Source organism: Prevotella sp. BV3P1 (genome assembly GCF_000479005.1).
Lineage (GTDB): Bacteria > Bacteroidota > Bacteroidia > Bacteroidales > Bacteroidaceae > Prevotella.
Genome location: NZ_AWXC01000025.1, coordinates 36,160 through 49,150, shown reverse-complemented (window position 1 = coordinate 49,150; position 12,991 = coordinate 36,160). Strand labels below are relative to the sequence as shown.

Below are 12,991 nucleotides of genomic sequence, written 5' to 3'. Positions count from 1 at the left end.
TGTCAATACTTACGAAATATAATCTCCGCCACCCCTTGGATTGACTTCAATTACAAATATCTCACTCCCTGCATATTTCATCTCTATATGAGAGGCACCATTTGTAAATCCTATTACGGTTAAAATAGCAGGTACAATCTTTTTTATTCTATAACTTAAGTCTTTAGGCAAATCTGCAGGTTGATGATGCCCTGTCTCTACAAAATGAGGTGGCAAAGCGTCCTTATCTGTTATCTGTACAATTTCATGTTGCCCATGAAATGAGATGGTTTCTACCGAAATTTCCTTTCCCTCAACAAACTCTTCAATCAAGATATCATTGCAATCTACTTTTTTTGCATAATCAATAGCCTTGCAAAAATTCTTCGGGGAATCAACATAAGTTATGCCACATTTTGCACTTCCTACACATGGTTTTACTACACATGGATAAATTTGCAAGTTATTTCCTTGATATTTGTAATAACGGGGCTGGTTCAGTCCTTCTACTTTATCAAGACATCGCCTTATGTAATACTTATCCCGCAAGGAATGAAAAACATGATAGGGAGTGCCATTCAACCCCAAAATATCTGAAACCTTGGCTTGAACCTCTGCAGTCATGTCCGATCCGTTTGACACAACTCCTTGTATACCTTGTTCTCTACAAATACCGATGATACGCTCTGTATCGAAAATATCGATAGGATAGAAATGGTCTACGATTGTTTTACATACGGCATCCTTATCCCAAGCAAAACAAAAAGTTTCCATTCCCAACTCTCTCGCCTTTAAGCACAACGAATATTGATCTTTTGAGGCTCCTATAACAGCTAATTTCATACTAATTCAAAACTTGATAACATTTCCCTAATTTGTTCTGGAGTATTAAACATCATGATATCTATCATTGAAAGTCCACCCACAAACTCACCACTTAACTGCTTGTATTTCGTGATTGTAGGTTCCAAAAAAAATAAATTCAAACCTTTTTCATGAAATTTTTGTTTTTCGTAGAGTTCTTTTCCGCCAATTGCATTAATATATGTATCAGCTTTTAACTCTTTACAAATTGCTAAGATTTTATCTTGACCTTTCAAAAAATTATCTTTGTCTAATTTGGATGACAAAATAAGCTCTGTTTTTATTTCTAAATAGTCAACAACCTTCTTAATACTATTGGCAACGAACAAAGCAAGGTTATCTTTTGGATACGCATAAATTTCATGAAGCAAGGCATTTACTTGTTTAAAATACGGTGCCTTAGAATACGCCATTATTATAGTTTTATCAAACTTTTCGAAATCGTCAGCAATCGCTACTTCATTAATCAGTTTATTTTGACTTGCATTGTGCAAAGAGATGGTAAATAACTTTTTATTGCCATTCACTAAAATATTATTACGATTAATCCAACCCTTTTTTATGTAATTGACATCATCAAAAATCACATATTTATCTACAGCTTTTATTAACTGCCAATACCCTATGTAAGGCATAAAATAAGGCTGCATAATTCCCAATTTCATTTTCTTCCCTGTTAAATATATCACAAATAGAGAAATATTAAGTAGATATTATATTAGTTATTTAAATAAGGTTGTCAGCAATTGACTATATTTACAAATTCTAATAATATCCTGTTAATATTCAATCAACTATCTTACTTCAAAATTTTATGATTTCTTTCAAATCATTTTAATCACCTGAATGACCTTATTACACTCTTCTTGAGTCAAAGCGTGATGCATGGGCAGACATATTACGGTATTGGCCAATTTAATAGCTTCTGGTAAATTATCCATCCGCGCACTCTCTAAAGCACGATAAGTAGAAAAGGTACTTATTAGTGGATAGAAATAGCGACGTCCTAATATATTGTGTACTTTTAATTTGTTATATAGTTCATCACGTGTCATACCATACTGTTGTGCATTAACAAAAATAGGGAAATAAGAATAGTTGTGCTTCACGCCTGGCATGTCATTCCAAAATGTTATTCCTGGTACATCTCGTAAGGCATCACGATAAGTAAGGGCAACCTTCTTTCTCGCATTAATGGCATCATCAACCTGTTGAAGATTAAGTAATCCATACGCTGAACGTATTTCATCCATCTTGCTATTGATTCCTGGAGCAACAACTTCTGTTTCTCCTGCAAAGCCAAAGTTTTTGAGATAATCAATCCGTTTTTTCATCTTTTCATCGTGCATCACTAAAGCTCCTCCTTCAACAGTGTTAAAAACTTTAGTGGCATGAAAACTTAACGTACTCATATCGCCAGCATTCAGAATACTCTTTCCGTTTACTTCCACTCCAAAAGCATGAGCAGCATCATAGATAACACGCAGTCCATACTTGTCTGCTATCATCTGAATGTCATCAACATTGCAAGGCTTTCCATAGACATGAACAGGTAAAATTGCTGTTGTTCGCGGAGTTATGGCTGCCTCTATTTTATTTGGGTCAAGATTACCTGTATAAGGATCTACATCTACAAACACAGGCTTGATACCATTCCACCACAAAGCATGAGTGGTAGCTACAAAGCTATACGGAGTTGTAATTACCTCTCCAGTAATATGTAATGCCTGTAATGCGGTTATTAGCGGTAAAGTACCATTGGTAAATAAACTAATATATGGTACTTTTAGATACTCACACAACGCTGCTTCGAGTTTCTTATGAAAAGAGCCGTTGTTGGTTATCCACTTACTGTCCCAGATTTCCTTTAACAATCCATGAAAATCATCAAGGTCTGGGAGCAGCGGTGACGTGACGGTAATTATATTTTTATCCATATTATAGTACTGTAATTTCTTAAGATAGAGAGTATTATATTATAAACTGATAAAAGCATTTACAACACCCTTACCACGGCGCAAACCCTTCAGGTTCAACCGCTTCTACTAATGCTTTAGCCGCTTCCAAATCAAAGTCTTTGGGATCGTCGACCTCTCCGTTTTCTTTCATGTCTTCATATCCCCACAGTCCGCCACAATCTTCTTTAGGACATACTCCTTTGCCAGCGGTGCACCCTGGCTATGTTCAGCATACGACGGCATGGCCTGTCTACGAAACTATACAAATCATGAGGCTACAAATCGAATACCAATTCGGATTATGACAACTTTTCTATTATTTCTTTATTGATAGCCGTTTGGAATCAATGAAGCCTTTCTTTATCTAATTTGAGAAAATCACTCAATATCGTCAAAGTCATCTTCGTCCAGGAACATAAATCCTTTGGCACAGGCATTATGAGCATCATCTTCTTCGGTGCTGCCGATGATATTGACATTATTCTCTTTATTGATTTGCTTCACTGAGGAGGCAGATAAAAGAGTGCATGCAGCCTTATCCAAATGAATGATAGTCAATTTAGGTGCCGTGTATTGTTTCATGATTATTAGAGAATGAGTTAGTAAATAGGGGTTGTCTTGCTCCTCACCTTTTTATTATTTTCTTCCCACCCATCACATACACACCTGCTGGCAAGTGAAGGATGTCTGTTCCTACTTCTACGCCTTGCAAATTGTAAATGGGCTGGTTGCGTGTTGAAGGATGTGAGTGCAGCGATTGTATTCCATTCACAGTTTCACTGCCACAATCAATAGCATAAGTAATCTGCTTTGCAGAAGAACTACTTTGTTCGTTTATTTTGAAGTAGGCCCGCATGCCATACATTTGACTCACCTCTTCAGATTTAGGTTTTGCAAGATTGCCATTAGCCAACAAGAACATATCGGAGCCATCAACTTTTAAGTTGACTGGGTCGAATGTGCCGACGAAAGCATATTGCCCTGTTTCATCTTGAACTGTCTGCGGTTTCACATCTTGATAAACTACGTTTGAGAAGATAGGATTTTCGACCTTGTCCGCAGGCTTGATGAGATAAGGAACACCAGCTTCAATCGCATCAGCATCCTTAAACTTCAACACGTTTTCAACCTTCTTATCAAACTCTCGCAATGCCCAATTCTTTCCCATTGCCTCTGTTAACGCTTCCTTGCTCACATCGAACGGCAAACAGATGGTGTTCCAATGGTCTGATGCAAACGTGCGCTGCACTTGATATGAATAAGTCTTTCCAGATTTGATGTGTTGGGTTTGTAGTTTTTGCTGATCGGATAAAACGGAAGCAACTTCTATAAAATATAAATATAGAGCTCCTTCTTCATATTTTTTTGCTTTCATTTCAACCTTAAGAGTTCCACTATTTATTTTACTCTCCGTAATATAAAAATTACTTAAGTCCCTTTTTCGATTATCTCCCTCTTTTGTAATATTACATGTATTAATAAAATTGCCTTTATCCGAATTGAGGGTCATACTAACTGTGTAAACTCCTCGTTTATCTGCTATATTGGTGGACACTCTTACTAAATCCACATCCTTAAACGGTGTTGTAGTTTCTAAACGAATAAGTTGAGACGCATCGTTTCCTGTACCCACATGCAAGCAATCCACTTCATTTTTTTTATTAACAAGTTTCCCGTCAACTGTCAATTTCCATTGATGGTTATAACGTTTATCGGTAGGCTCAAATGTTGTCTGAGTTTGTTTTTTGCCATATTTATACTCGCAATTTTTGAACAACTCTTTAAAATAAAACCTTTGTGCATGAGTTTCTACCGTCCGAAGAAATAACAGCATAAAACATAATAGCCAAAAATTTACATACGTTTTCATGAATATGAATTAAATTGGAAGTGTTTCTCTGTTTTAAGTTGATAAACGAATCAGTCTCGCTTAAAGATATCCCTTGTATAAACCTTCTCTTCCACATCATCCAACCCACTGTCGTAGCGATTGGCAACAATGGCTTGGGACTCTTGCTTGAATTGAGTGAGGTTGTTCACTACCCTACTGCCAAAGAAAGTGGTGCCGTCTTTGAGCGTAGGCTCGTATACAATAACCTCGGCACCTTTAGCCTTGATTCGCTTCATCACACCCTGTATACTGCTCTGTCTAAAGTTGTCACTGTTGCTCTTCATCGTGAGGCGATAGATACCAATCACACATTTTTTCTCTTTGGATGTATCAAAGGCTCCGCCATTGAAATAATCGTAATAACCAGCTTTGTGTAAGACACGGTCGGCAATGAAGTCCTTGCGCGTGCGGTTGCTCTGCACGATGGCCTCAATCAGGTTTTCGGGAACATCCTCATAGTTGGCCAAAAGTTGTTTGGTGTCTTTAGGCAGACAGTAGCCACCGTAACCAAACGAGGGATTGTTGTAGAACGAGCCTATGCGTGGGTCAAGTCCTACTCCTTGGATGATATCCTTGGTGGAGAGGTTTTTCATCTCGGCGTATGTATCCAATTCATTGAAGAAGCTGACACGAAGTGCCAAATAAGTATTGGCAAACAGTTTCACAGCCTCAGCCTCGGTGGTTCCCATGAACAGCGTGTCGATATTTTCTTTCATTGCGCCTTGCTGAAGCAACGAGGCAAAAGCGTGTGCTGCCTGCTCTAACTTTTCATTCCCCGCTGGCCGGCCAATGATGATTCTGCTGGGATAGAGATTATCATAGAGAGCCTTGCTCTCACGCAAAAACTCTGGGGCAAAGAGGATGTTTCCACAATTGTATTTCTCACTGACACTCTCCGTATATCCCACGGGCACCGTACTCTTGATAACCATGATGGCATGAGGATTTACCTTCATCACCAACTCGATGACCTCTTCCACATGCGAGGTGTCGAAGAAGTTCTTCACAGGGTCGTAATTGGTTGGCGTGGCAATCACCACAAAGTCAGCCTGCTTATACGATGTCTCGCCATCAAGGGTTGCTTGCAGGTCAAGTTGTTTCTCGGCAAAGAACTTTTCTATGTATTCATCGCTGATGGGAGATTCCCGCCGGTTAATCTTGTCAACCTTCTCTTGCACCACATCCACAGCCAACACATGGTGGTGCTGACTGAGCAACGTGGCGATGCTTAAGCCTACATAGCCCGTACCCGCTACGGCGATGGTTAACTGCTTGTTAACTTCATTCATCCTATTCGGTGTAATTCTCAATTAAAATTAAAACGACTGTCCGTCACGTAGATGAGACCTATATATATAATAGGTGTAATCTTTATTGTTTACACCTTTATCCTTGCAGCGACTGCCTGTACCAATCGTATAACTTCTGCACGCCCTGCTCTATTTCCACATTGTGCGTCCAGCCTAAAGAATGTAGCTTAGAAACATCGATGAGTTTGCGCGGAGTACCGTCGGGTTTGCTTTCATCCCACACAACGGTTCCCGTAAAGCCAACAGTTCGTACAATAAGTTCGGAGAGTTGCTTGATGGTCAGTTCCTTTCCCGTACCTATGTTGATATGACAGTTGCGTATCTCGCCAAGTGAGGGAATGGCACCGCCACGCCCCTCGCTATTGTTGCGGTTTACCTCACCATCGGTAGCAGTGCCGTAAAACACGCTCGAATACTTGTCTATGCCGATAATATCCTTGAAATCCACATGAAGGAGGATGTGTACCGAAGCATCTGCCATATCCTCACTCCAAAGGAACTCGCGCAGTGGCGAGCCTGTTCCCCAAAGTGTTACCTTGTTGTCTTCTATGCCATAAAACTTCAATGCTTGCAAAATTCGTTCTTTACTACACTCGCCATCAACATTGTCTTTTCCTATCTGCTCAGCCAAGGCTTTTACTGGATTGATGGGACGCTTGTTCATGTCCACCCGAATGGCTTCCCAATTATCCTCATGAATCAGTTTTGCCAAATATATTTTGCGCATCATGGCAGGCATCACATGACTGTTCTCCAAGTGGAAGTTGTCGTTGGGGCCATATAGATTGGTGGGCATCACTGCAATATAGTTCGTGCCATATTGCAGGTTATAGCTCTCGCACATCTTCAGTCCGGCAATTTTGGCAATGGCATATTCCTCGTTGGTGTACTCTAAAGGCGAAGTAAGCAGCACGTCCTCTTTCATGGGTTGTGGCGCATTCTTTGGATAGATGCAGGTGGAACCCAAGAAGAGTAACTTTTTCACACCATATTTATAAGCTGATGAAATCACGTTGCATTGCATCATCATGTTCTGCATGATGAAATCGGCTCGGTACAGACTGTTCGCCATGATGCCTCCCACAAAGGCAGCGGCCAACACCACCGCATCAGGACGTTCTTTCTTGAAAAAGTTATCAACAGCTTGCTGATTGGTTAAATCTAACTCGCTATGGCTGCGCCCTATCAGCTTGCTGTACCCTCTTGCTTCAAGATTCTTCCAGATGGCAGAACCCACTAAGCCGTGATGCCCTGCGATATATATTTTAGATGTTTTTGATAATGCCATGATGAATGAATAGGATTTTAAGATTTTCTAGGAATTTTAGGAACACTAGGCATACTAGGAAAACTAGGTAATCTAAGAAAACTAGATAATCTAGAAAGAAAAAGCTGTTTACCTTATTATTTCACATGCTTCAAATCATACTCCGTCATCTTCTTGACCAGTTCTTCAAAGCTGGTTTGGCGGGGATTCCACCCAAGTTTCTCTTTCGCCTTCGAGGGATCACCGAGCAACTGTTCGACGTCAGCGGGGCGGAAGTACTTGGGGTCTACCTCAACAAGCACCTTACCGGTAGCCTTGTCAATACCCTTCTCGTTCATCCCCTTGTCCTTCCACTCAAGCTCGATGCCAGCATGATGAAAAGCCAAGGTGGCAAAATCGCGTACACTATAATATTCACCCGTGGCAATGACGAAGTCATCAGGCTGCTCTTGCTGCAACATCAGCCACATACACTGCACATAATCGGGCGCATAGCCCCAGTCACGGCGAGCATCTAAGTTACCCAGATACAGTTTGTCCTGCAACCCATGCGCTATACGTGCAGCTGCCAAGGTAATCTTGCGAGTCACGAAATTCTCGCCCCTCCGCTCACTCTCGTGGTTGAACAAAATGCCGTTGCAGCAATACATGCCATAACTTTCGCGATAATTCTTCATAATCCAAAAGCCATACAACTTGGCCACGGCATAGGGAGAACGTGGGTAAAATGGCGTTGTTTCCTTCTGTGGAACTTCTTGTACCTTGCCAAACAGCTCTGACGTGCTGGCCTGATAAATGCGACAACTCTTTTCTAATCCACAAATTCGCACCGCCTCCAGCAATCGAAGCACACCAATAGCATCGGTGTCGGCCGTGTATTCTGGCACGTCGAAACTCACTTTCACATGACTCTGCGCCGCCAGGTTGTATATTTCTGTAGGATGAATCTCGCCTATGATTCTAATCAATGACGAAGAGTCAGTCATGTCGGCCCAGTGCAGGTTCACCAAGCGGTCTTTCTTCATGTCGCGCACCCACTCGTCCAAATACAAGTGTTCGATACGTCCCGTATTGAACGACGAACTGCGACGCAGCAGTCCGTGCACTTCATATCCTTTATCAATGAGGAATTCGGCCAAATAACTGCCGTCCTGCCCGGTGATACCGGTGATTAAAGCTACTTTTGAACTTGTCATAATCTATTCATATTTTAATCAAACATGCTAAGCTCCTTGTCTACAATCGGTGCCATGTCGTAATATTTATATTCTGCCAAACGCCCACCAAAGATGACGTTTTTCTCCTTGTCAGCCACCGCCTTGTAGCGGGCATACAGTTCGCTGTTGTGACTGTCGTTCACGAGAGCGCCATACCGATGCACATGGATGCCCTCCAGGCGTTAGCAATAAAGATTGCCACCCAGGTGAGGCCGCTTATCTATCACCAGACACTTCTTGCCTCGCCGGGTTGCCAAGTGGGCGAACATACAGCCAAAGAGCCCTGCGCCAACAATGAGAAAATCATATTTTTGCGTGCTCAATGCCACCATTACTAACTGAAAGGGAGAAGAATGAGATAGGATGTTAAATCGATTTGTCGCACGATACGCAGTGACGACAGCAGGGATTCATCAGAAATTTTATATAGAAGGGATGAATAGGTACACATCGCCTAAAAAAGATTTGAATGCTCTATGAAGCATAGAACGGAAAAGGATAAAACATCTTCTCCTTACCCATCTGGCCGACAGGCAAGCGCGTTTGCACTTCTCCGTTTCTCGTCTCCACCGTAGAGCAACTGAATTACTCGCAGAGCACTCAAAACATAGCGTATCTAGTTCAACATGCAAAGTTAAATATTTTTCTTCAATACTGCAATTTTTACATCTGTTATTGTAGGCATGAAAATCAGAAAGCAAAATACTTCGGGCCATCATTCAACACCCGTAGCCCAGTCCATTTACCTTATTTTCACCGCGTCTATAGAGCGTCTTTTCCAAACTCATTGACTTTACCCCCTAAACCCATTGACTTTGACCTCCAAACTCATTGACTTTGCACGCCAAACTCATTGACTTTGAAATGGTAGAAAAACAAGGAAAATACAGCAAAACAAAAAGAAAAAAGTCCAAAATATTTGCTATCCTATCGAATTGTCCTATCTTTGTATCTCGAACTACAAATCCATCTCAAACAGATGCATAAGAAACAACTCACGAAAGAGAATCTACGAATCGTCTTCATGGGCACCCCGGAGTTTGCCGTAGGTTCGCTCCGCGCACTCGTGGAGGGAGGTTACAACGTTGTGGCCGTGGTCACACAACCCGACAAGCCCGTAGGTCGACATCACGACACATTACAGGCATCCGAGGTGAAGAAGTACGCCTTGGCGCAAGGGTTACCCGTTTTGCAGCCCCAGAAGATGAAAGACCCCGCCTTTGTGGAGCAGTTGGCTGGCTATAAAGCCGACCTTCAGGTGGTTGTGGCCTTTCGCATGCTGCCCGAGGTGGTGTGGGCCATGCCCCCACTGGGCACCTTTAACGTGCATGCGGCGCTCTTACCTCAGTATCGGGGGGCCGCACCCATCAACTGGGCCGTCATCAACGGCGAGACAACCACCGGGGTCACTACGTTCTTCCTGGACCATCAAATCGACACCGGGCGCATTATCCTGCAAAAAACGATGCCGATTCCAGACGATGCCGACGTGGAGTATGTCTACAATCACCTCATGGTGCTGGGGGCACAACTATGCCTCGAGACCATTGACCAATTGATTGAGAACGGCGGAGAGATTCCATCGACACCGCAAGAACACTATGCGGCGGACGAAGCCGAACTGCATCCGGCACCGAAAATCTTCAAGGAGACGTGCCAAATCAATTGGCATCAGCCGGCTAAACGGGTGTACGATTTCATCCGCGGACTAAGTCCGTATCCGGCAGCATGGACCCTCGCCACTGATGGCAACGGCAAACAACAGACACTTAAGATTTACAAATCAAGCAAAACGAACCTTGCGGCTGATGAGACACCGGGTACGATGTGGGTGGAAAACAAGAAACTGTATTTTGCAACCGAAGACAACTGGCTTGAAATCACTGAGCTGCAAATCGCTGGCAAGAAACGCATGAGCGCGAAAGACTTCCTAAATGGGTGGAGAGAATAAAGCCAATTAGTACAATAAACCTAATTGGCCCAATTGGGCTTATTGGCTTAATTAGCCTAATAAACAGTAACCAGATAAACTTAAAAATTTACAAAACTAAAAAACTCACGAACTCAAAATGACCATACAAGAAGACATCAAGAACGCCATAGAGGTGATGAAACAGGGTGGCGTGATACTTTATCCCACCGATACCGTGTGGGGAATAGGTTGCGACGCGACCAACGCCGACGCTGTGGCCAAAGTGTATAAAATCAAGAAGCGCGACGATTCGAAGGCACTCATCTGTCTGGTCGATTCCGATGCACGTCTGCAACGATATGTGAGGCAGGTGCCCAATGTGGCTTGGGATTTGCTGGACGTGGCCGTGAAGCCAACAACCATCATTCTGGATGGTGCCATCAATCTGGCTCCCAACCTGATTGCAGAAGACGGAAGCATCGCCCTGCGCATCACCAAAGAACCCTTTTCGCATGAGCTGTGCTACCGCTTTCAGAAAGCTCTGGTAAGTACCAGCGCCAATATTAGCGGTGAACCGGCAGCAGCCAACTATGGTGACATCAGTCAGGAGATACTTGATGCGGTAGACTATGTATGCCATTCGCGCAGACAGGAGCACAAACCCCACACGCCCAGCAGCATCATCAAGCTGGCAGAAGATGGAGAAGTAACCATCATCAGAAAATAACAAATACGCTCTTGACATTTTTCGCCACGGCCACCCCACACGCTTTTCATGAGACAGGCGACAACAGGATAAACAATGCAACTCACAATCAACATAAACAAGCTTCACAAGTGGAGACTGACACATCTGACCAATCGTCAGATGACGACCATCCTGGCCTTCTTCATCGGTATTTTCGCCTCGGTAGCTGCCTATGTGTTGCACTTCATCATCAGACAGATTCAACATTTACTTACGGCTGGTTTCGATGCTACTACCTACAACTGGCTGTACCTGCTGTTCCCCGTTATCGGCATTTACATCACATCGCTCTTCGTGAGATATGTGGTGAAAGACAATATCTCGCACGGCATCACGCAGGTGCTGTATGCCATATCGACCAAGCAGTCAAGGCTGAAGGCGCACAACTGTTGGACATCGGTCATCTCATCGGCCATCACCATCGGCTTTGGTGGGTCGGTAGGTGCCGAGGCTCCCATCGTGCTGACGGGGTCGGCCATAGGCAGTAACCTCGGACAGTTGTTCAAGATGGACAACAAGACGTTAATGTTGCTCGTGGGTTGTGGCGCATCCGCCGCCATCGCAGGCATCTTTAAAGCGCCGATAGCCGGCCTGGTGTTCACGCTGGAGGTGCTCATGGTAGACCTCAGCATGGCCTCTCTGCTGCCTATCCTCACTTCTACGGTCACGGCAACCGTCTTCACCTACATCTTCGAGGGCAACCGCTCGCTGTTCAATTTTACGCTGGACAGCGCCTGGAACATCGACCGCATACCGGCAAGTATCCTGCTTGGATTGTTCTGCGGCATGGTAAGCCTGTACTTCATCCGCATGATGAGCAAATGCGAAGGGGTGTTCGAACAGCTCAAAGACTATCCATTCGCTAAACTTTTCTTAGGAGCCATCCTGCTGAGTTCACTGATATTCTTCTTTCCTTCACTATATGGTGAGGGCTACAATTCGCTGAATATCTTGCTCAATGGAAACACGGAAGGCGATTGGAACGCTGTAATGAACAACTCGTTGTTCGCAGGCAGTTCGGGCTTGCTGGTCATCTACATCGCTTTGGTGTTGCTCACCAAAATCTTTGCCACATCGGCTACCAACGGAGCGGGTGGCGTAGGAGGAACCTTTGCGCCATCCCTGTTCGTCGGAGGGTTCGGCGGTTTTCTCTTTGCGCGTGTGTGGAACATGAATCAGGTGGGAACCTACATCCCCGAAAAGAACTTCACCCTGCTGGGAATGGCTGGGGTGATGGCTGGTGTGATGCATGCCCCACTGACCGGTGTGTTCCTCATTGCCGAACTCACGGGCGGCTATTCGCTGTTCTTACCGCTCATCATGGTGAGCATTGTATCGGTGATGGTCATCAGTATCTTCGAGCCCCACAGCATTTATGCCATGCGTCTGGCACGCCAAGGTAGGCTGCTCACCCATCATACAGACAGGTCAATCCTAACGCTCATGAGCCTGGATAGCGTGATTGACCACGACTATACAACCGTTGACCCAGACATGCCATTAGGGAAGTTGGTGAGTGTGATTAGCAGGAGTCATACCAGTTTCATCCCCGTTGTCAACACCGCTGGTGTCTTGATGGGCATCATTGACATTAACAAGATTAGGCATGTGATGTTCAGAACCGAACTATATCAACGCTTCACCGTGCAGCAAATCTTAATACCCCCAAAGGCTACACTGGGTATCAAAGACTCGATGGAAGAGGTGATGGAGAAGTTTGACAAGACCAATGCCAACTATCTGCCGGTGGTTGACGTGAACGGACAGCTCACGGGCTTTGTGGAGCGCACGCGACTGTATTCCATGTACCGCAAGACGGTGGCCGACTTCTCGGCAGAGTGATTG

General features: G+C 43.9%; 12 protein-coding genes and 2 pseudogenes. 3 read left to right on the top strand and 11 right to left on the bottom strand.

Translation table 11 applies throughout. The features are described from left to right. Positions 1-9 precede the first annotated feature (9 nt). The 11 genes and pseudogenes from HMPREF1254_RS04850 to HMPREF1254_RS11700 form a co-directional block, all read right to left on the bottom strand. Positions 10-822: an ATP-grasp domain-containing protein gene (locus HMPREF1254_RS04850; protein ID WP_023057563.1), complete on the bottom strand. Its 813-nt coding sequence runs from the start codon at positions 820-822 to the stop codon at positions 10-12. Then, entirely contained in the window at positions 819-1,508 is a 690-nt protein-coding gene (locus HMPREF1254_RS04845; protein ID WP_023057569.1) for a WbqC family protein, read from the bottom strand. The genes HMPREF1254_RS04850 and HMPREF1254_RS04845 overlap by 4 nt, the downstream gene beginning before the upstream one ends. Before the next feature lie 159 nt (positions 1,509-1,667). Next, complete coding sequence (locus tag HMPREF1254_RS04840; protein WP_023057565.1) at positions 1,668-2,780, bottom strand: DegT/DnrJ/EryC1/StrS family aminotransferase; 1,113 nt, start codon at positions 2,778-2,780, stop codon at positions 1,668-1,670. Positions 2,781-2,850: 70 nt separating this feature from the next. Beyond that, positions 2,851-3,009, bottom strand: a pseudogene (locus tag HMPREF1254_RS11710) (IS1096 element passenger TnpR family protein); the annotation flags it as partial. Positions 3,010-3,179: 170 nt separating this feature from the next. Continuing rightward, positions 3,180-3,383, bottom strand: a complete 204-nt coding sequence (locus HMPREF1254_RS04835) for a hypothetical protein (RefSeq protein ID WP_023057562.1) — start codon at positions 3,381-3,383, stop codon at positions 3,180-3,182. A gap of 43 nt (positions 3,384-3,426) precedes the next feature. Beyond that, the gene (locus HMPREF1254_RS04830) at positions 3,427-4,671 is read right to left on the bottom strand and encodes a hypothetical protein (protein ID WP_023057530.1); all 1,245 of its coding nucleotides are present in this window, start codon (positions 4,669-4,671) and stop codon (positions 3,427-3,429) included. A gap of 50 nt (positions 4,672-4,721) precedes the next feature. Further along, the gene (locus HMPREF1254_RS04825; protein WP_023057547.1) at positions 4,722-5,981 is read right to left on the bottom strand and encodes a nucleotide sugar dehydrogenase; all 1,260 of its coding nucleotides are present in this window, start codon (positions 5,979-5,981) and stop codon (positions 4,722-4,724) included. A 97-nt stretch (positions 5,982-6,078) separates the two neighbouring features. Further along, positions 6,079-7,290 (bottom strand): GDP-L-fucose synthase family protein, encoded by a 1,212-nt coding sequence (locus HMPREF1254_RS04820; protein ID WP_023057524.1) that lies wholly within the window; start codon positions 7,288-7,290, stop codon positions 6,079-6,081. Between the two features lie 116 nt (positions 7,291-7,406). Then, complete coding sequence (gene gmd / locus HMPREF1254_RS04815; protein ID WP_023057537.1) at positions 7,407-8,465, bottom strand: GDP-mannose 4,6-dehydratase; 1,059 nt, start codon at positions 8,463-8,465, stop codon at positions 7,407-7,409. Positions 8,466-8,479: 14 nt separating this feature from the next. Then, positions 8,480-8,650: a UDP-galactopyranose mutase gene (locus HMPREF1254_RS11705; protein ID WP_196806290.1), complete on the bottom strand. Its 171-nt coding sequence runs from the start codon at positions 8,648-8,650 to the stop codon at positions 8,480-8,482. A 21-nt stretch (positions 8,651-8,671) separates the two neighbouring features. Further along, positions 8,672-8,818, bottom strand: a pseudogene (locus tag HMPREF1254_RS11700) (NAD(P)-binding protein); the annotation flags it as partial. 647 nt (positions 8,819-9,465) lie between these two features. On the opposite strand from HMPREF1254_RS11700, the gene fmt reads away from it, so the two are divergent. From fmt to HMPREF1254_RS04795, 3 genes are all read left to right on the top strand, one after another. Beyond that, the gene (gene fmt, locus HMPREF1254_RS04805) at positions 9,466-10,437 is read left to right on the top strand and encodes a methionyl-tRNA formyltransferase (RefSeq protein ID WP_036891059.1); all 972 of its coding nucleotides are present in this window, start codon (positions 9,466-9,468) and stop codon (positions 10,435-10,437) included. A gap of 118 nt (positions 10,438-10,555) precedes the next feature. Then, the gene (locus HMPREF1254_RS04800; RefSeq protein ID WP_023057511.1) at positions 10,556-11,125 is read left to right on the top strand and encodes an L-threonylcarbamoyladenylate synthase; all 570 of its coding nucleotides are present in this window, start codon (positions 10,556-10,558) and stop codon (positions 11,123-11,125) included. A 75-nt stretch (positions 11,126-11,200) separates the two neighbouring features. Continuing rightward, on the top strand, positions 11,201-12,988 hold the full coding sequence (locus HMPREF1254_RS04795) for a chloride channel protein (RefSeq protein ID WP_023057571.1): 1,788 nt from the start codon (positions 11,201-11,203) through the stop codon (positions 12,986-12,988). Positions 12,989-12,991 lie beyond the last annotated feature (3 nt).

Bases quoted from the DNA above. Each gene is read 5' to 3' on its own strand.
- gmd (WP_023057537.1), bottom strand. From the start codon at position 8,465: ATGACAAGTTCAAAAGTAGCTTTAATCACCGGTATCACCGGGCAGGAC.
- HMPREF1254_RS04820 (WP_023057524.1), bottom strand. From the start codon at position 7,290: ATGGCATTATCAAAAACATCTAAAATATATATCGCAGGGCATCACGGC.
- HMPREF1254_RS04850 (WP_023057563.1), bottom strand. From the start codon at position 822: ATGAAATTAGCTGTTATAGGAGCCTCAAAAGATCAATATTCGTTGTGC.
- HMPREF1254_RS04845 (WP_023057569.1), bottom strand. From the start codon at position 1,508: ATGAAATTGGGAATTATGCAGCCTTATTTTATGCCTTACATAGGGTAT.
- HMPREF1254_RS04800 (WP_023057511.1), top strand. From the start codon at position 10,556: ATGACCATACAAGAAGACATCAAGAACGCCATAGAGGTGATGAAACAG.
- HMPREF1254_RS04830 (WP_023057530.1), bottom strand. From the start codon at position 4,671: ATGAAAACGTATGTAAATTTTTGGCTATTATGTTTTATGCTGTTATTT.
- fmt (WP_036891059.1), top strand. From the start codon at position 9,466: ATGCATAAGAAACAACTCACGAAAGAGAATCTACGAATCGTCTTCATG.
- HMPREF1254_RS04795 (WP_023057571.1), top strand. From the start codon at position 11,201: ATGCAACTCACAATCAACATAAACAAGCTTCACAAGTGGAGACTGACA.
- HMPREF1254_RS04835 (WP_023057562.1), bottom strand. From the start codon at position 3,383: ATGAAACAATACACGGCACCTAAATTGACTATCATTCATTTGGATAAG.
- HMPREF1254_RS04825 (WP_023057547.1), bottom strand. From the start codon at position 5,981: ATGAATGAAGTTAACAAGCAGTTAACCATCGCCGTAGCGGGTACGGGC.
- HMPREF1254_RS04840 (WP_023057565.1), bottom strand. From the start codon at position 2,780: ATGGATAAAAATATAATTACCGTCACGTCACCGCTGCTCCCAGACCTT.